Source organism: Streptomyces viridochromogenes DSM 40736, from assembly GCF_000158955.1.
Classification (GTDB): Bacteria; Actinomycetota; Actinomycetes; order Streptomycetales; family Streptomycetaceae; genus Streptomyces; species Streptomyces venetus.
Map to the genome: position 1 here is coordinate 6,571,776 of NZ_GG657757.1, position 15,619 is coordinate 6,587,394.

Annotated in this window: 15 protein-coding genes and 1 pseudogene; 6 read left to right on the top strand and 10 right to left on the bottom strand. The window is 71.1% G+C overall.

All coding sequences use genetic code 11. The annotated features are described in order from the left end of the window. Position 1: 1 nt before the first annotated feature. Together SSQG_RS28995 and SSQG_RS29000 are read left to right on the top strand one after the other, a co-directional pair. A complete protein-coding gene (locus tag SSQG_RS28995; RefSeq protein WP_003993476.1) occupies positions 2 to 787 on the top strand; it encodes a M23 family metallopeptidase in 786 nt (261 codons plus the stop codon). A 188-nt stretch (positions 788 to 975) separates the two neighbouring features. Then, positions 976 to 1,670: pseudogene (locus SSQG_RS29000) on the top strand (GntR family transcriptional regulator). Positions 1,671 to 1,817: 147 nt separating this feature from the next. Here SSQG_RS29000 and SSQG_RS29005 read toward each other — a convergent pair. Further along, on the bottom strand, positions 1,818 to 2,099 hold the full coding sequence (locus SSQG_RS29005) for an HPr family phosphocarrier protein (RefSeq protein ID WP_003993478.1): 282 nt from the start codon (positions 2,097 to 2,099) through the stop codon (positions 1,818 to 1,820). 177 nt (positions 2,100 to 2,276) lie between these two features. Here SSQG_RS29005 and SSQG_RS29010 point away from each other — a divergent pair, with 177 nt between their 5' ends. Genes SSQG_RS29010 through SSQG_RS29025 form a run of 4 tightly spaced genes read left to right on the top strand, consistent with a single transcriptional unit; the run spans position 2,277 to position 7,625 of the window. Then, positions 2,277 to 5,102, top strand: a complete 2,826-nt coding sequence (locus tag SSQG_RS29010) for a bifunctional GNAT family N-acetyltransferase/acetate--CoA ligase family protein (RefSeq protein ID WP_003993479.1) — start codon at positions 2,277 to 2,279, stop codon at positions 5,100 to 5,102. Between the two features lie 51 nt (positions 5,103 to 5,153). Then, positions 5,154 to 5,741, top strand: a complete 588-nt coding sequence (locus tag SSQG_RS29015; RefSeq protein WP_003993482.1) for a DUF5998 family protein — start codon at positions 5,154 to 5,156, stop codon at positions 5,739 to 5,741. Then, positions 5,741 to 6,937 (top strand): alkaline phosphatase family protein, encoded by a 1,197-nt coding sequence (locus SSQG_RS29020; protein ID WP_039933828.1) that lies wholly within the window; start codon positions 5,741 to 5,743, stop codon positions 6,935 to 6,937. Before SSQG_RS29015 ends, SSQG_RS29020 begins: the two co-directional genes overlap by 1 nt. Before the next feature lie 37 nt (positions 6,938 to 6,974). Further along, entirely contained in the window at positions 6,975 to 7,625 is a 651-nt protein-coding gene (locus tag SSQG_RS29025) for a thymidine kinase (protein WP_003993484.1), read from the top strand. 208 nt (positions 7,626 to 7,833) lie between these two features. Here the strand turns inward: SSQG_RS29025 and SSQG_RS29030 are convergent, their stop codons facing one another. The 9 genes from SSQG_RS29030 to SSQG_RS29070 all read right to left on the bottom strand — a co-directional run bounded on the left by SSQG_RS29030 (position 7,834) and on the right by SSQG_RS29070 (position 15,618). Beyond that, positions 7,834 to 9,360 carry a class I adenylate-forming enzyme family protein gene (locus SSQG_RS29030; RefSeq protein WP_039933829.1) on the bottom strand — a complete coding sequence of 509 codons (1,527 nt, stop codon included), beginning with the start codon at positions 9,358 to 9,360 and terminating at the stop codon, positions 7,834 to 7,836. Positions 9,361 to 9,528: 168 nt separating this feature from the next. Next, positions 9,529 to 9,999, bottom strand: a complete 471-nt coding sequence (locus SSQG_RS29035) for an ester cyclase (RefSeq protein WP_003993486.1) — start codon at positions 9,997 to 9,999, stop codon at positions 9,529 to 9,531. Then, the gene (locus SSQG_RS29040) at positions 9,996 to 11,252 is read right to left on the bottom strand and encodes an MFS transporter (RefSeq protein WP_052310355.1); all 1,257 of its coding nucleotides are present in this window, start codon (positions 11,250 to 11,252) and stop codon (positions 9,996 to 9,998) included. Before SSQG_RS29040 ends, SSQG_RS29035 begins: the two co-directional genes overlap by 4 nt. Before the next feature lie 10 nt (positions 11,253 to 11,262). Continuing rightward, the gene (locus tag SSQG_RS43085; protein WP_244299271.1) at positions 11,263 to 11,670 is read right to left on the bottom strand and encodes a 3-aminobutyryl-CoA ammonia lyase; all 408 of its coding nucleotides are present in this window, start codon (positions 11,668 to 11,670) and stop codon (positions 11,263 to 11,265) included. A gap of 45 nt (positions 11,671 to 11,715) precedes the next feature. Next, complete coding sequence (locus SSQG_RS43090; RefSeq protein WP_003993489.1) at positions 11,716 to 12,189, bottom strand: holo-ACP synthase; 474 nt, start codon at positions 12,187 to 12,189, stop codon at positions 11,716 to 11,718. 9 nt (positions 12,190 to 12,198) lie between these two features. After that, on the bottom strand, positions 12,199 to 13,041 hold the full coding sequence (locus SSQG_RS29055; RefSeq protein ID WP_039933831.1) for a hypothetical protein: 843 nt from the start codon (positions 13,039 to 13,041) through the stop codon (positions 12,199 to 12,201). Between the two features lie 2 nt (positions 13,042 to 13,043). Next, a complete protein-coding gene (locus tag SSQG_RS29060; RefSeq protein WP_003993491.1) occupies positions 13,044 to 13,301 on the bottom strand; it encodes an acyl carrier protein in 258 nt (85 codons plus the stop codon). A 50-nt stretch (positions 13,302 to 13,351) separates the two neighbouring features. Then, positions 13,352 to 14,623: a type III PLP-dependent enzyme gene (locus SSQG_RS29065; protein WP_003993492.1), complete on the bottom strand. Its 1,272-nt coding sequence runs from the start codon at positions 14,621 to 14,623 to the stop codon at positions 13,352 to 13,354. Next, positions 14,620 to 15,618: a 3-oxoacyl-ACP synthase III family protein gene (locus SSQG_RS29070; RefSeq protein ID WP_003993493.1), complete on the bottom strand. Its 999-nt coding sequence runs from the start codon at positions 15,616 to 15,618 to the stop codon at positions 14,620 to 14,622. The genes SSQG_RS29065 and SSQG_RS29070 overlap by 4 nt, the downstream gene beginning before the upstream one ends. Between the last annotated feature and the right edge of the window lies 1 nt (position 15,619).

The following is a 15,619-nucleotide window of genomic DNA, read 5'->3' on the forward strand; positions in this document are numbered from 1 at the left end:
CATGGCGTTCACGCGCGCCACCGGGAAGCACCGGCGTCCCAGCAGGATTCAGCGCGGCACGGCCCGCGCGGCGGGCGTCGCGGCCCTCGCCACCACCGGCGTCATCGGCACCGTGGCGGCTCCGGCCTTCGCGGCCGAGCCCGCCGCCGAGCAGACCGGCCTCACCCCGGTCGTCACCCTCGGCGACACCGTGGCCCAGCAGATCGACGCCCAGGCCGCCGCCCAGAAGCAGGCCGCCGAAGAGGCCGCCGCCAAGAAGAAGGCCGAGGAGGCCGCGCGCGAGCGGGCCGCCGAAGCCGCCAAGAAGGCCAAGGAGGCGGCCGAGAAGGCCCGCGAGGCCAAGGAGCGCGCCGCCCGTGAGGCCGAGCGCAAGCGCCTCAACTCCTTCGTGCCCCCGATCTCCGGCTCGTACGTCTCCACCGGCTACCAGGCCAGCAGCGGCCTGTGGTCCTCCGGCAGCCACACCGGCATCGACTTCCACGCCGCCACCGGCACCTCCGTCCACGCCGTCGGCATGGGCGAGGTCGTCGAGGCCGGCTGGGGCGGCTCCTACGGCAACAACATCGTGATCAAGATGAACGACGGCACGTACACCCAGTACGGCCACCTGTCGTCCATCGGTGTCTCGGTCGGCCAGAAGGTCACCCCCGGCCAGCAGATCGGCCTGTCCGGCGCGACCGGCAACGTCACCGGCCCGCACCTGCACTTCGAGGCCCGGACGAGTCCCGAGTACGGCTCGGACATGGACCCCGTGGCCTACCTCCGCTCGCACGGCGTGAACGTCTAGGCGACGCACCCCACCGCTCACCGAAGCCCCGGCTCCCCGAGCCGGGGCTTTCGGCGTATGTGACGGCCGGCCGTCCAAAAAATATCCATGGATTCCGGATCGCCGTCGGAAATTCCCGCTGATTGCAATAGAGTCACGGAACACACGTCACTCGTCGACGTTTCACGGGGATTAAGCGGAGGTCGGTCATGCGTATTCCCGCGCACTCGGTGTGCACGGCCATCCGGGACGACATCGTCGCGGGTGTCTACGAGCGTGGCGGCCGGCTGACCGAGGAACTCCTCGCGCGCCGTTACGGCGTCTCGCGCGTTCCCGTCCGGGAGGCCTTGCGGACCCTGGAGGCCGAGGGCTTCGTGGTGACCCGGCGGCACGCGGGCGCCTGTGTCGCCGAACCCACCGAGCAGGAGGCCGCCGACCTGCTGGAGATGCGCACGCTGCTGGAGCCGCTCGGTGCCGCCCGTGCCGCCCGTGCCGCCCAGCGCCGCATCTGAAGGTCCTGCGCGGGCTGGTCCGGCTGGGTCAGGAACGCGCCCGCAGGGGCAACAGCGATGACCTGCGCTCGCTGGGCGGCTGGTTCCACGAGACGCTCGCGCAGGCCTCCGGCAGCCCCGCGCTGACCTCGGTGCTCACCCAGCTCCGCCACAAGATCGCCTGGATGTACGCGGTGGAGGCGCCGGCCGGCCCCGTGGAGTCCTGGACCGAGCACGGTGCGATCGTGGACGCGGTGGCGCGCGGGGACAGTGAGCGCGCGCGGGCGGTCACGGCGCTGCACACCGAGCGAGCGACGGCCGCGCACCGCCTGCGATTCGGTTCGGCCGGGGAGCGCGCCGAACGCGTGAGGAACTCGCAACATCCCGTAAACACGGCGAGCCTCCGGCATTAACACGGAAGCCGTATACAAAGAACGGGCATTTCTCGTGGGGATTATTTGCGCTGCCCGCGGACCGTAATTCGGGGAAAAAGCGAAGGGCCCGCCCGATGAAATCGGACGGGCCCCTCCAAGCGCGCCGGATCAGGCGCGGAGAAATACTCAGACGGTCTCGGGCAGTTCCTCGAGACCCTCGGAGACCAGCTTCGCGAGCCGGTCCAGGGCGGCGTCGGCGCCCTCGGCGTCGGAGGCGAGGACGATCTCCTCGCCGCCCTGCGCACCGAGGCCGAGGACGGCCAGCATGGAAGCCGCGTTGACGGGGTTGCCGTCTGCCTTGGCGATCGTCACCGGGACGCCTGCGGCCGTGGCGGCTCGGACGAAGATGGAGGCGGGGCGGGCGTGGAGGCCCTCGGCCCAGCCGACGTTGACGCGGCGCTCAGCCATGTGTTGCTGCCCTTCGGTTTTCAGGGTTGTCTAGACCAGTTTTCCATATCGTGAAGCTGTACCGGAGCGGTCCTGGGACCGCCCCGGGGTGCCGTCGGGTCGCGGCCTCGACCCGACTGACGCCCTCCACAGACTGCCTCGCGTCCGCTGTCGGACGCTAGCCGTACTCTGGGGCCCATGCAGACCTCGCCGGACCGGCACGAGTATCCCGCCCACTGGGAAGCCGACGTGGTGCTGCGCGACGGTGGTACCGCGCGCATCCGGCCCATCACCGTTGATGACGCCGAGCGCCTGGTCAGCTTCTACGAGCAGGTCTCCGACGAGTCGAAGTACTACCGCTTCTTCGCGCCGTACCCTCGCCTGTCCGCCAAGGACGTCCACCGCTTCACGCACCACGACTTTGTGGACCGGGTGGGACTCGCGGCCACAGTCGGCGGCGAGTTCATCGCCACCGTACGCTACGACCGGATCGGCGCCGACGGAACACCCGCGTCCGCCCCGGCCGACGAGGCCGAGGTCGCCTTCCTGGTCCAGGACGCCCACCAGGGGCGCGGCGTCGCCTCCGCCCTCCTCGAACACATCGGCGCTGTCGCCCGGGAGCGCGGTATCCGCCGCTTCGCCGCCGAGGTGCTGCCCGCCAACACCAAGATGATCAAGGTGTTCACGGACGCCGGGTACACCCAGAAGCGCAGCTTCGAGGACGGAGTCGTCCGGCTGGAGTTCGACCTCGAACCCACCGACCGCTCCCTCGCCGTGCAGTACGCGCGCGAACACCGCGCCGAGGCGCGCTCCGTGCAGCGGCTACTGGCGCCCGGCTCGGTGGCCGTCATCGGCGCCGGGCGCACCCCGGGTGGCGTGGGCCGCAGCGTCCTCGGCAACATCCGCGACGCCGGGTACCGCGGCCGCCTGTACGCGGTGAACAAGGCCCTGCCCGAGGGAGAGAAGGAGCTCGACGGAGTGCCCGCGCACCGCTCGGTGCGCGACATCGACGGCCCCGTCGACCTCGCGGTCGTCGCCGTGCCCGCCGAGCACGTCCCCGAGATCGTGACCGAGTGCGGTGAACACGGCGTGCAGGGCCTCGTCGTGGTCTCCGCCGGGTACGCCGACAGCGGCCCCGAGGGACGCGAACGCCAGCGCGCCCTCGTGCGGCACGCGCGCACGTACGGCATGCGGATCATCGGGCCGAACGCCTTCGGCATCATCAACACCTCCCCGCAGGTCCGGCTCAACGCCTCCCTCGCCCCCGAAACGCCCCGCCCGGGCCGGATCGGCCTGTTCGCCCAGTCCGGCGCGATCGGCATCGCCCTGCTCTCCCGGCTGCACCGGCGCGGCGGCGGCGTCACGGGCGTGACCGGCGTCTCCACCTTCGTCTCCTCCGGCAACCGCGCCGACGTCTCCGGCAACGACCTCCTCCAGTACTGGTACGAGGACCCCGACACCGATGTCGTCCTCATGTACCTGGAATCCATCGGCAACCCCCGCAAGTTCACCCGGCTCGCCCGCCGGACGGCCGCGGCGAAACCGCTGGTCGTGGTCCAGGGCGCCCGGCACGCGGCCGCTCCCCAGGGGCATGCCGTACGGGCGACCCGGCTGCCGCACGCCACCGTTTCGGCGCTGCTGCGGCAGGCCGGTGTCATCCGGGTCGACACCATCACCGACCTGGTGGACGCGGGCCTGCTGCTCGCCCGCCAGCCCCTGCCCGCCGGACCCCGGGTGGCGATCCTCGGCAACTCCGAGTCGCTCGGCCTGCTCACGTACGACGCGTGCCTCGCCGAGGGGCTGCGGCCCCACCCCCCGCTCGACCTGACCACGGCGGCTTCGGCGGCGGACTTCCACGCGTCCCTGTCGCGGGCGCTGGCCGACGACTCCTGCGACGCGGTGGTCGTCACCGCCATACCGGCGGTGGGGGAGGGCTCCGTCGCGGACGCGGCCCTCGCCGAGGCGCTGCGCTCGGCCGCGGCCGCGGCTCCGGCCAAACCCGTCCTGGTCGTCCACGTGGAACTCGGCGGCCTGGCGGAGGCCCTGTCGGCGGCGGCGAGCACGGCACCACAGGCCGAGGCGGACAATCCGCTGCAAAGCAGCCCCCATGCCCCCATGGTCACGTCGCACCCGACGCCCGCCGGAGAACCCCCCGAGGGCGCCCACCTCATTCCGGCCTACCCCGCCGCCGAACGCGCCGTACGCGCTCTCGGCCAGGCCGTCGCCTACGCGCAGTGGCGGCGCGACGCCGTGGACCCCGGCAGGGTGCCCGAGTACGAGGACATCGACGAGAAGGGCACCGCCACGCTGATCGACGGGCTCCTCGCGCGCGGGAAGGGGTTCACGCTCGGCACGGAAGAGACCTGCGACCTGCTCGGCCACTACGGCATCCACGTCCACCGCGCCCTGCCCGCCCCGAGCCCCGACGCCGCGGCCGAGGCCGCGCGTGGCCTCGGCTACCCGGTGGCCCTCAAGGCCACCGCTCCGCACCTGCGGCACCGCGCCGACCTGGGCGGCGTGCGTCTGGACCTGCTGGACGAGGACCAACTGCGCCGTGCGTACGCCGAGTTGACGGAGCAGTTCGGCGCGCCCGAGGAGCTGCGCCCGGTGGTGCAGCGGATGGCGCCGCGCGGGGTGGACGTCGTCGTGCGGGCCGTGATCGACCCGGCGGCCGGAGCCGTGCTCTCCTTCGGCCTCGCCGGAGCCGCCTCCGAGCTGCTCGGGGACACGGCCCACCGGCTGATCCCGGTCACCGACAAGGAAGCGACCTCCCTGGTGCGGTCGATCCGGACGGCACCCCTGCTGTTCGGCTGGCGCGGTTCCGCACCGGCCGACACCCGCGCCCTGGAGGAGCTGCTGCTGCGTGTGTCCCGGCTGGTCGACGACCACCCCGAGGTCGTCGCGATCACCCTGGAGCCGGTCGTCGTCGCCTCGCACGGCCTGAGCGTCCTGGGCGCCTCCGTCCGCCTCGCACCACCGCCGGCCCGCGACGACCTCGGCCCGCGGACCCTCCCCGCGTACTGACAGGGGGCGAGCGGTCTCTCGCAGTCAGTGGTCCCCCGTAGGATGGGCGTCATGGCCAAGACCAGTACGACGACCCAGGGGCTGCGGGCGGCGATCGAGCGCAGCGGCTACTACCCGGCCCTCGTGGCCGAGGCGGTGGAGGCCGCCGTGGGCGGCGAGCCCATCCGGTCGTACCTGGTCCATCAGGAGACGACGTTCGACCAGAACGAGGTCCGACGGCACGTGACGGTGCTCGTCCTCACGGACCACCGCTTCATCGTCAGCCACACCGACGAGCAGGCCGCCGACAGCACTTCCCCGACGCCCTACGCCACGACGTCGACGGAGTCCGTGAAGCTCGGCCGTATCTCGTCGATCGTGGTCAGCCGGGTGGTCGCCAACCCCGAGTCCTACAAGCCGGGCACCCTGCCCCGCGAGGTCGTCCTCACCATCGGCTGGGGCGCCGTCTCCCGTATCGACCTGGAGCCGGCCGCGTGCGGCGACCCCAACTGCGAGGCGGACCACGGCTACACCGGCAACTCGACGGCGGACGACCTCAGCCTGCGCGTCAGCGAGGCCGGGGACGGACCGGAGACCGTGCGCGAGGCGCTCGCCTTCGCGCAGTCCCTCTCCGAGGCGACCGCGGACACCACCCGCTGATGACACAGTCCACGACGGCCTGGGACCCCCATCCCGAACCGCTCACCGTCTCCTCCGCGCCGGTCCCCGAGTACGGCAGCGGCTCCCTCGCGGACCTGCTGCCCACACTCGCCGCAGGCCTCGGCGTACCGGAAATGACCGCCGCGATCACGGAGCTGACGCCCGCCGACCGGAACTGCGTGTTCCTGATCGACGGCCTCGGCTGGGAGCAGCTCAGGGCACACCCCGAGGATGCCCCCTTCATGACGTCCCTGCTCGCCACCTCGCGCGGCGGCACCGGGCGTCCGCTCACCGCCGGCTACCCGGCGACCACCGCGACCTCCCTCGCCTCCGTCGGCACCGGCCTGCCGCCCGGCGCGCACGGCCTGCCCGGCTACACCGTGCGCAACCCCGACACCGGCGAGCTGATGAACCAGCTGCGCTGGCAGCCCTGGGCCCCGCCCGGCCCGTGGCAGCCCTACCCGACGGTCTTCCAGCTGGCGCACCAGGCGGGCGTGCACGCGGCGCAGGTGTCGTCCCCGACCTTCCAGAACACCCCGCTGACCAAGGTCGCCCTCAGTGGCGGAACGTTCCTGGGGCGACTGTCCGGCGAGGACCGCGTCGACCTGGCGGCCGAGCAACTCGCCGCGGGCGACCGCTCCCTCGTCTACACGTACTTCGCCGAGGTCGACGGCGCCGGCCACCGCTACGGCGTCGACTCCGACACCTGGCGCGGCCAGCTCATGTACGCCGACCGCCTGGTCCAGCGCCTGGCCGAGCAACTGCCGCCGCGCAGCGCGCTCTACGTCACCGCCGACCACGGCATGATCGACGTGCCCTTCGACGAGCAGCACCGCATCGACTTCGACGAGGACTGGGAGCTGAGCGCCGGGGTCGCCCTGCTCGGCGGGGAGGGCCGTGCCCGGCACGTGTACGCGGTGCCCGGTGCCGCGAACGACGTCCTGACCTGCTGGCGCGAGGTCCTCGGCGAGCAGTTCTGGGTGGCCTCCCGCGACGAGGCCATCGCGGCGGGCTGGTTCGGCCCGCACATCGACGAACGGGTCTACGGCCGGATCGGCGACGTGGTCGCCGCGGCCCGCGACGACGTCCTGCTCATCGCCTCCGAGCGGGAGCCGAAGGAGTCGGCGATGGTCGGCAACCACGGTTCGATGACCCCTGCCGAGCAATGGGTGCCCCTGCTCGAAGTACGCTCCTGACGTCCCCGGACCCCCACCGAAAGGTGCTCAACTCGACATGCCTGAGCTGGTCTTCTTCTCGGGAACCATGGACTGTGGGAAGTCGACGCTGGCGCTCCAGATCGCGCACAACCGGTCGGCGAGGGGACTGCAGGCTCTGATCTTCACCCGGGACGACCGTGCGGGGAAGGGGAAGCTCTCGTCCCGGCTCGGCCTGGTGACCGACGCGGTCGAGGCGGCGCCGGTGATGGATCTGTACGGCCATGTCGTCGACCAGTTGTCGCAGGGCGGCAAGGTCGACTACGTGATCGTGGACGAGGCGCAGTTCCTCGCGCCGGAGCAGATAGACCAGCTGGCCCGGGTCGTGGACGATCTGCGTCTCGACGTCTTCGCCTTCGGTATCACCACCGACTTCCGTACGAAGCTCTTCCCGGGCTCCCGGCGGTTGATCGAGCTGGCGGACCGGATAGAGACGCTCCAGGTGGAGGCGATGTGCTGGTGCGGGGCGCGTGCCACGCACAATGCGCGCACGGTCGGCGGCGAGATGGTGCTGGAAGGTGAGCAGGTCGTGGTGGGCGACGTGAGCGGCCCCGCCGCGGAGGTCGGCTACGAGGTACTGTGCCGACGTCACCATCTTCGCCGTATGACGAGCGCCTCCGCCCGTGTCGGCGCGCTCTCGCCGGACGTCCTGCCCGTCCCCTCCGCCTGAGCGCCGCCGGACGCTGTCGTCCGGGGGCGACCTCATGCACCGTCAGGTCCCACTGCTGAGCCAGGGTCAGCTCGGGGAGCAGTTCCGTCACCTCCGGACCGATCAGATCCGAGTTGCGCGGACCGGACCGCGGCCGTGTAGCCGCCCGGGGCCCGCTCCGAGGACGACGACGTCGAAGAGTGTGCTCATGATCCGGGCTTCCCTCTCCTCATGCCCTGCCGGGCAGGCCGGAGCGGCCCTCGACGACGGTGGCGAGCTTCTTGCGGTCGACCTTTCCGTTGCCGCTCAGCGGTAGCTCCTCCAGAACGACGCAGCGCCTCGGGACCTTGAACTCCTCGATCTGATCACGCATCCCGCCGAGAACCTGCTCGGCGCTCATCTCCGCGACCACCGCGAGGACGGCAGGCCTCTTGCCGGACGGTGGCAGAACGGCGGCGGAGACCACTCCGGGCACCCGGTGCGCGGCGGCCTCCACCTCGGTGGCGCTGACCCGGAAGCCGCGCTCCTTGTACAGGTCGTCGCGCCGACCGGAGAAGTACAGATAGCCGTCCTCGTCCAGGTGGCCGTAGTCACCGGTGCGCAGTTCGGGGAAGAGACCGTCGCGGCGCGGGAAGCGCTGGGCGTGCAGTTCGGGCCGTCGCCAGTACCCGGCCATCACGTGCGGGCCGCGGACGACGATCTCGCCGACGACGCCGGCCGGCACGGGCTCACCGCGGTCGTCGACGATGAGGATCTCGGTGCCGGGCAGCGGAAGTCCGCAGGAACCGGGGCGTTCCAGGTCCCCGTCCGGCGGCATGATCACGGCGCGCTTGCACTCGGTGAGGCCGTACATCACCTGGGCGCGCAGTCCGGGCAGCGCGGCGCGCAGGGCGTTGACCGTCTCGGTCGACAGGGCGGCGCCGGTGTTGGTCACCAGCCTGAGCGGCGGGCGCTGGGCCGTGGCCCGCTTCAGCAGCCACACGAGCGACTCGGCGACCGACGGGACGGCGGGCAGGACGGTCGCCTTGCTGTCCAGCAGGCTGCGCAGCAGGGCCGGACCGGCCTCGGCCGCGCCGCCGAGCACCACGTGCGCACCGCTGAGGGCGCCGAGGAAGATCTGGTAGAGGCCGTAGTCGAAGGAGAGCGGCAGCGGGCAGTAGACGACGTCGTCGTCCTGGTACCGCAGGACCTGCTGGATGGCCCGAGCGGCGAAGACGACCTGCTGATGGGTGCTCACCACGGCCTTGGGCAGGGACGTGGTGCCCGAGGTGTAGATCAGGCAGACCGGGTCGACGGCGAGCGGCTCGGGCAGGGTGAGCCGCTCCACGGGGGCGGCCGTGCCGGGCTCGGGGAACGCGATCGGAAGCAGGTCCTCCGGGCCGGCTGCGACGACGCCGCGGTCCCGCGCGGCCTGGCGCGACGCGGGATCCTCGGCGACGACGAGGCTCGGCTCGCAGTCGTCGAGGACATGCTCCAGCGGTACGCCCCGCACCTGCTCGTGGAGGACGGACCACGGGGCGCCGAGGCGGGATGCCGCGAAGACGAGCGCGGGCACCAGCGGACCCGAGGGCACCGCGATGACCACGCGCCGCCCTCGGCCGACCCCTTGGGCGTGCAGCCAGGCGGCCAGCCGGTGACTGGCGTCGCGCAGCGCCGTGAACGTCGAGGTGGACTCCTGTCTGCTGACGGCCGGGCGCTCGGGCCAGGCCTGCGCGGCGGCGTCCAGGAGATGGTGAAGGAGCGTGTTCTCGGACAACTTGCTCAGTTCCCTTCAGGCGACGACTCCCCCGTCGCCATGTCGAATGGCTCGATCGCCCGGATGCGGTACCCGGCCCCGGTCGTGCCGGGGCCGGGGACGGCGCGCCGGGGCGGCGCACGGCCGTCCCCGGACGCGCCGTCGGCGCGACCCGTCGGGTGCGTGAGGTCAGGGTCTTGGTACGGCGCCCAGCTGGGACAGCAGCCCGAGGGCGTCGGACAGCACCCAGTACTCGGCGATCTTGTCGTTCTCGAGACGGATGATGGACATGCCGGAGTAGCGGACGGCGGTCCCCGGCGCGACGGTCGCGGTGGGGGCGCCACCGGCGTAGGTGCCGGTCACGGTGTACCCGCCGGCGACGAGGTCGCCCTCCCTGAGCGGACCGGGACGCGTGGTGAAGCGCACGTCGTGCAGCAGTGTGCGGACGGAGGTGACCCAGTCGAGCAGGCCGTCGCGGGTGGTGATGCGCCTGGAGTCGGGGAAGCCGAGGTAGCGGGCGAGTTCGGCGCTGTGCACGGTGAAGTCGTCGGCGATGAACTCCGGTGTGTCGGCGAAGTCCACCTCTCCGTTCCACAGATCGACGAAACGCTCGAAGACCACCTTGCCCGCGTCGGTCTCCGCGGCACGGGTGTCGCTCATGCCTTCGCCCCGGCTTCCGGCGCGGGCGCTCCCGCCACGGCGGCGGCATCGGCCCTGCCGGCCACCCGGACGCCGACGAGCAGCGGCAGCACGGCGAGCGCGCAGGCACCGCAGATCGCGCCGATCACGGCGAAGGAGACGCCGTTGTCCAGCAGCAGGGCGGCGATGCTGGTCGCCAGCATCATGCCGCCGTACTGGGCGGAGCCGTTGAGCGCCAGCGCGGTGCCGCGCGTCTCCGGCCGCAGCTCGCTCACCAGGGCGCTGAGGGACGGCTGGCCGACGCCGACCGCCGTACCCCACACGATGAAGACGATGAGCACGGGGACGATGTGGTCGCCGATGAGGGCCACGGAGGTCACGCCGGCTGCCGCGACCAGGGCGGCCACCACGATCACGGTGCGCTTGCCAAGCTTGTCCGCGATTCGGCCGCCGAGCAGCGCCCCCGCCATGCTGCCGGCGCCCGATCCCATGATGGCGAGACCGGTCTGGGCCTCGTTGAAGCCGAAACGCTCGGCGTAGAAGATGCCGATGTTGGAGAACATGCCGTACAGCGCGAAGGACCACAGCAAGGTGCAGCCGAGTACGCAGAGCACGGCGGGTGTCGTCACGGCGCGGCCGACCATGCCGAGGTAGACGGCCACCGGGCTCTTGGCGCTCTGCTGCTGTGCCGCCGGCGGCTGTACCGGGGGGATCAACGCGAGCACCAGGGCGCAGACGAGCACGGCCACCCCGCCGACGGCGAAGAACGCGACGCGCCAGCCCAGGAGATGGGCGAGGTAGGAGCCGAGCGGCACACCGATGACGGTGGAGCTGAGCAGACCTGCCACCACGATGCCCATGACCTTGCCCCGGCGTTCGAACGGGAAGGTGTCCGCGATCATCGCGTAGACGCTCGGCATGATCATCGCGGCGCCCAGGCCGGCCAGGGCGCGACAGGCGAGCAGCAGGGTGAAGTCGGAGGTGATGCCCGTGAGGGCGTTGCCGAGGGTGAAGGCGACCAGGCCGCCGGTGAGGATCGTGCGTCTGCCCAGGCGGTCCGACATGGCGCCGCACAGGGGGGCCGCGAGCGCGAACAACAGGGCGTAGGCGCTGACGAAGAGACCACCGAGCCGCGCCTCGGTTCCGGTGTCCTCGGCGATGGCCGGCACAAGCGGAACAGTGATCATCGAATCGAGGCCCACCAGGAAGGCGCTGGCCACCGCGACGAGCAGCACCCGGCTGGGCTGCGGGGACGTGTTTGTGGATAAGGACATGACACCTTTCTCACTCTGCTCGGGACACGTCGGCGTCCGCAGTCCCCCCGGCACTGGCCGGCCGACGCCGCGCGGCGTCGCGGGGAACCACGGCGGTGCCCACCGCCCGGCAGACGACCACGGGCTCCCCGAGCAACTCGGCTCGTGTCGTCCCTTGCTCGTAACGGGCGGCAATGTATTTCCGTGCCGTGAATTCCACGACGCGCCGGAGTCTACTCCTGCCCACCAGGCGTCCGCTCACCTCAAGGTAATCACCGACATACACGGGGGCCTTGAATTCGACCTCGCTGTAGCCACTGAGCAGACCCTCGTCCCCATCCATTCGGACGGTGATCTCTGTCACAACATCGCCGAACAATTGAAGTATCCGGGCGCCGTCAACAAGATTCCCGCCGTAATGGGCGTCCTTTTGAGCCATTCGCGCGCACAGTGTCGCGGAAACCGCTTCAGACATACTTCGACCTCACTCCGACCGACCGCTTGGCACCGACTCGCGCAAGGCGATTTCCTCCAGGACCGTCCGTGCGGTCCTCCTGACGTCACCGGCCTCCGGCGCCGACTCGTGGTCGCCGCGGCCCAGGGCCACAGCGACCACGTGCTCCCCCTTGTGGGCGATGGACACCGTCAGGTCCGTCAGCCCGATCTCCGCGGCCCTGCGCTCCGCCGCACCGGTCAGCCGCACCAGCGGCGCGGACCGTGCCCCACGGGTGACGCAGATGTGCCGGGGCAACAACCCACCGCGGCATCCCGTGCCGAGCACCTTGAGCACCGCCTCCTTGGCTGCGAACCGGCCGGCGAGGAACTCCCGCGCGCGCTCCCGGCCGAAACCGTCGGCGAGTGTCAGCTCCTCCGCGGCGTAGGTGTACCGGCGGAACCAGGAGCGGGCTTGGAGACGGTCCAGTTCGCCGAGGCCGAGGACATCGATCCCGATGCGCATGGGGCCGCCCTACCCGGCCCGGCCGGGAGCCGAGGGGGAGCGGAACACGGCCAGCTGCCCCTCCTTCGTCAGGGGATCGACGTCGCAGAGGACCACCGTGGCGACCTCCTGACGCCATTCCTGCCAGTGACGGGCCAGTTCCAGCCAGACGCTCGTGCAGTAGCTGGTGTCCCCGGTGCGGCTGACCCGCGCCCCCGCCGGGTCCACCGAGCCGTCCTGGACCCCCGGGCCGAGCACCAGCAGCGTCCCGGCCGGGTCGGCGGCGGCCAGCTCTCTCAGCCGGGCGGCGGTGTCCTCCGGGGACGCGAACGACTCGACGCCGGACAGGGCCGGTCCGTCCTCCCCGCCCGGCCGACCCGCGTCGTCGAGGACGAGCAGGACGCCGGAGTCGGTCAGATCCAGGGTGTCCACGAGCGGATGAGGGGTCGGCAGGGTGGTCTGCTCCAGGATCGCGAGCACAGCACGTCCTGCCCGTCCCGCGCGCTGGTAGGAGGCGATGATCCGCAGCGCCGTGAACGGGGCCGCCAGGCCCTGCTCGGACACGCAGAAACTCTGCGCCGCGCCGCCGAGCAGCATGTTCAGGTGCGAGGCGACAGCGGTGAACGGGTGCACGTCGGGCAGGGCATGGCTGACGACCACCAGGTCCGCCGGCCCGTCGATCCCGTCCGCCGTGACCAGGTGGTCCACAAGGTCACGGTGGGAGACGTTGGCGCCGTCCAGCAGGCGCTGTTCGTCGACGGTGGAGCCGAACGGCTCCACCAGGTCACGGAAGAAGCCGACGATGGACGGGTCGTCGTGGTACGGCCGGCGAGGCGGGTCGGCGATCGCGGCGGCCGAGCGCAGGACTGGCATCGTCACTTTCCCTCGCCGAGCAGTCGCTGCAGGTACGCGGTGAGCGTGCCCACGGTCATGAAGTCGTCCATGTCCAGGGTCTCGGGGTCGATGGCGACGTCCATGCTGTCCTCCAGGGACATGAGCATCTCCATCACCGAGGTCGAGTCCAGGTGCAGGTCCTCGAAGAGCCGCACGTCAGGGGTGAGCCCGCTGACCTCGCGTTCGAGCACCTCGGTGAGCGCGGTCTCGACCGACTCCACGACTGCCGTGTTCTCCATGGGGTTCCATCCTCTTGTCGGAAAGCCGAATAGCGGGGGGAGCGGAAACGTCAGAAAGCGATGAGGTGCTGCTTGCCCAGCAGGTCGTCCAGGACGTCCCGGCGGCGGACCAGATGGGCGGTGCCCTCGTGGACCATGACCTCGGCAGGGAACCCGTGGCTGAGGAAGAGCCCGGGTGACGCCGACGGGCCGTACGCCCCGGAGCGCTCCACCCCGATGAGGTCCCCGGGCCGCACCTCGGGGAGCGCCACCCGCTTGCCGATGACGTCGTTGGGGGTGCACAGGGGACCGGTGACCGTGTAGGCGCCGGTCGGTTCCGCGTGGTAGCGGGTCAGCGAACGAATGGGGAAGTTCCGCTTGACGAAGCTGCCCACCCCGACGGCGGCCATGTGGTGGTTGGTCCCGCCGTCGGCCACCACGAACCGCTCGCCCATGGACTCCTTGACGTACAGCGCCCGGGTCACGTACGTCCCGCACCTGGCGGTGAGGTAGCGGCCGAGCTCGTTGATCAGCCGGCAGTCGGGGTGGTCCTCGAGAAATCGTGTGACCGTGGCGTCGATGCCTGCCGCGAGTTCCGGAATATTAAGGTCCGGTTCATTGTCGAAGTACGGTATCCCGAAGCCGCCACCGAAATCGACGATGTCCAGTTCGATTCCGGTCTCGGCGGCGAGGGCCGACGCGACGGCGAGAATCTCGCGTGTGTTGTGGATCAAATCCTCGTGCCGGAGGAAACGCGTACCCATATAGGCGTGGAAACCGATGACCCGGGTGCGCCGCAGTCCCTTCAGCACCCTCTTGGCATTGCGCAGCAGAGCCACGTCGATGCCGAACTGGCGTGGCTTTCCGCCCATCGCCAGCCCTGACCCCTTGGTGTGGAAGTCAGGGTTGACACGCAGCATGACCGGCACGTCGGCACGGCCGGCCGACACGGCCATCTCGTCGACCTCCGCCAGCTCCTCCAGCGACTCGCACACGATGGCGCGCAGTCCCGCGGCCACGCACGCCTCGAGCTCCGCCCGGGTCTTGCCGGGGCCCAGGAAGATCGTGTCCTCGGCCGCGACACCGGCTCGCCGCGCCGTCTCCAGCTCGACCAGGGACGACACCTCGGCGCCCGCGCCGAGGCTGCCGAGGTAGCCGCAGACACTGATGTTGGGGTTGGCCTTGAGCGACAGGTAGATGTCGACAGCGGGATGCGTCAGAGCACGCAGCTCCTCGTACGTGTGGCGCAGCACGTCCGTGTCGTACACGTACAGCGGCGTGCCGAACTCTTCGGCGATCGCTGACACCGGCAGCCCCTGCACACGGAATTCGGTGGTGGTCATGCCGCTTCCCTCCCCGCGTCCCGCTGCGCGCCCTGCGCAGTGACGGACGCCCCATGTGTGATGACCATGGCCGCGAAGGTGGCGCCCAGGCCGACGGTGGCGAAGAGGTAATGCAGTCCCGGCACCAGCCGGCCGGCCTCCCGCAGTGTCGTGTGGTTGAGGAAGACGTCCGAGGCGAAGCAGTGGCTGAAGCGCTCCACGTTCTCCAGGAACACCTGCTCGCGGGGTATGCCCAGCTCGCTGATGGTCTGCCGCCACGACTGAAGGTTGACGTTGTGCGGAACGATCAGGTCGATGTCCGCGAATCCGAGCCCCGCCTCGGCGACGGCCTGTCGCATCACCGCCGCGAGTTCCGGCGCGTAGACCTTGGAGAAGCGCAGCGCTCTCTCCTCGTCCAGCAGCATCGCGGCCGAGAACTCGCCCAGGGTCCTGGTGGCGTAGGAACGCACCGCGTCTCCCGCCCCGTCGAGCGTGACCAGGCAGGCCGCTCCGGCGTCGCCCATGATCGCCACGTCCTCGATGAGCTGGATCTTGGGCGAGAACGCCTGCTCCCCGGTCACGACCAAGGCACAGTCGCCCGGCCCCCCCTCCGCCCGCAGGAGTTCACCGGCCACGTCGACGGCCGCCATCCCGCTGGCGCAGTTCTGCTGGCTCAGCCCGAAGGCCTCGGCCCGGTGCAGCCCGAGCCGGTCCCTGATCTCCCGCGCGGGATCGATGTGCGCCGGCGTCACCGCCTGCGTGGTGTGGGCGTACAGCACATGACGGACACGGCTCGCGGTGTCCTCGTCGGCGAGCACGCGGCGGGCCGCCGGCAACACCACGTCGAACAGGCTCAGCTCCGGATCGAAGCGGATCTCCTTGAGGCCGTGCACCCGCTGAAAGAGCCGGAGCTTGGTACGGCGCAGCCCCAGCCGGTCCACCAGGTCCTCGATCGGAACCTTCCGTTCGGGCGCGAAGGACGCGATCGCCTCAAGGGTCGTGACTCCCGTGCTCACT

What these genes read in the sequence shown, in the direction of transcription:
- SSQG_RS28995 (WP_003993476.1), top strand. Translation starts at nt 2, where the DNA reads ATGGCGTTCACGCGCGCCACCGGGAAGCACCGGCGTCCCAGCAGGATT.
- SSQG_RS29060 (WP_003993491.1), bottom strand. Translation starts at nt 13,301, where the DNA reads ATGGAGAACACGGCAGTCGTGGAGTCGGTCGAGACCGCGCTCACCGAG.
- SSQG_RS29055 (WP_039933831.1), bottom strand. Translation starts at nt 13,041, where the DNA reads ATGCCAGTCCTGCGCTCGGCCGCCGCGATCGCCGACCCGCCTCGCCGG.
- SSQG_RS43090 (WP_003993489.1), bottom strand. Translation starts at nt 12,189, where the DNA reads ATGCGCATCGGGATCGATGTCCTCGGCCTCGGCGAACTGGACCGTCTC.
- SSQG_RS29035 (WP_003993486.1), bottom strand. Translation starts at nt 9,999, where the DNA reads ATGAGCGACACCCGTGCCGCGGAGACCGACGCGGGCAAGGTGGTCTTC.
- SSQG_RS29010 (WP_003993479.1), top strand. Translation starts at nt 2,277, where the DNA reads ATGCAGACCTCGCCGGACCGGCACGAGTATCCCGCCCACTGGGAAGCC.
- SSQG_RS43085 (WP_244299271.1), bottom strand. Translation starts at nt 11,670, where the DNA reads ATGGCTCAAAAGGACGCCCATTACGGCGGGAATCTTGTTGACGGCGCC.
- SSQG_RS29005 (WP_003993478.1), bottom strand. Translation starts at nt 2,099, where the DNA reads ATGGCTGAGCGCCGCGTCAACGTCGGCTGGGCCGAGGGCCTCCACGCC.
- SSQG_RS29025 (WP_003993484.1), top strand. Translation starts at nt 6,975, where the DNA reads ATGCCTGAGCTGGTCTTCTTCTCGGGAACCATGGACTGTGGGAAGTCG.
- SSQG_RS29065 (WP_003993492.1), bottom strand. Translation starts at nt 14,623, where the DNA reads ATGACCACCACCGAATTCCGTGTGCAGGGGCTGCCGGTGTCAGCGATC.
- SSQG_RS29020 (WP_039933828.1), top strand. Translation starts at nt 5,741, where the DNA reads ATGACACAGTCCACGACGGCCTGGGACCCCCATCCCGAACCGCTCACC.
- SSQG_RS29015 (WP_003993482.1), top strand. Translation starts at nt 5,154, where the DNA reads ATGGCCAAGACCAGTACGACGACCCAGGGGCTGCGGGCGGCGATCGAG.
- SSQG_RS29040 (WP_052310355.1), bottom strand. Translation starts at nt 11,252, where the DNA reads ATGTCCTTATCCACAAACACGTCCCCGCAGCCCAGCCGGGTGCTGCTC.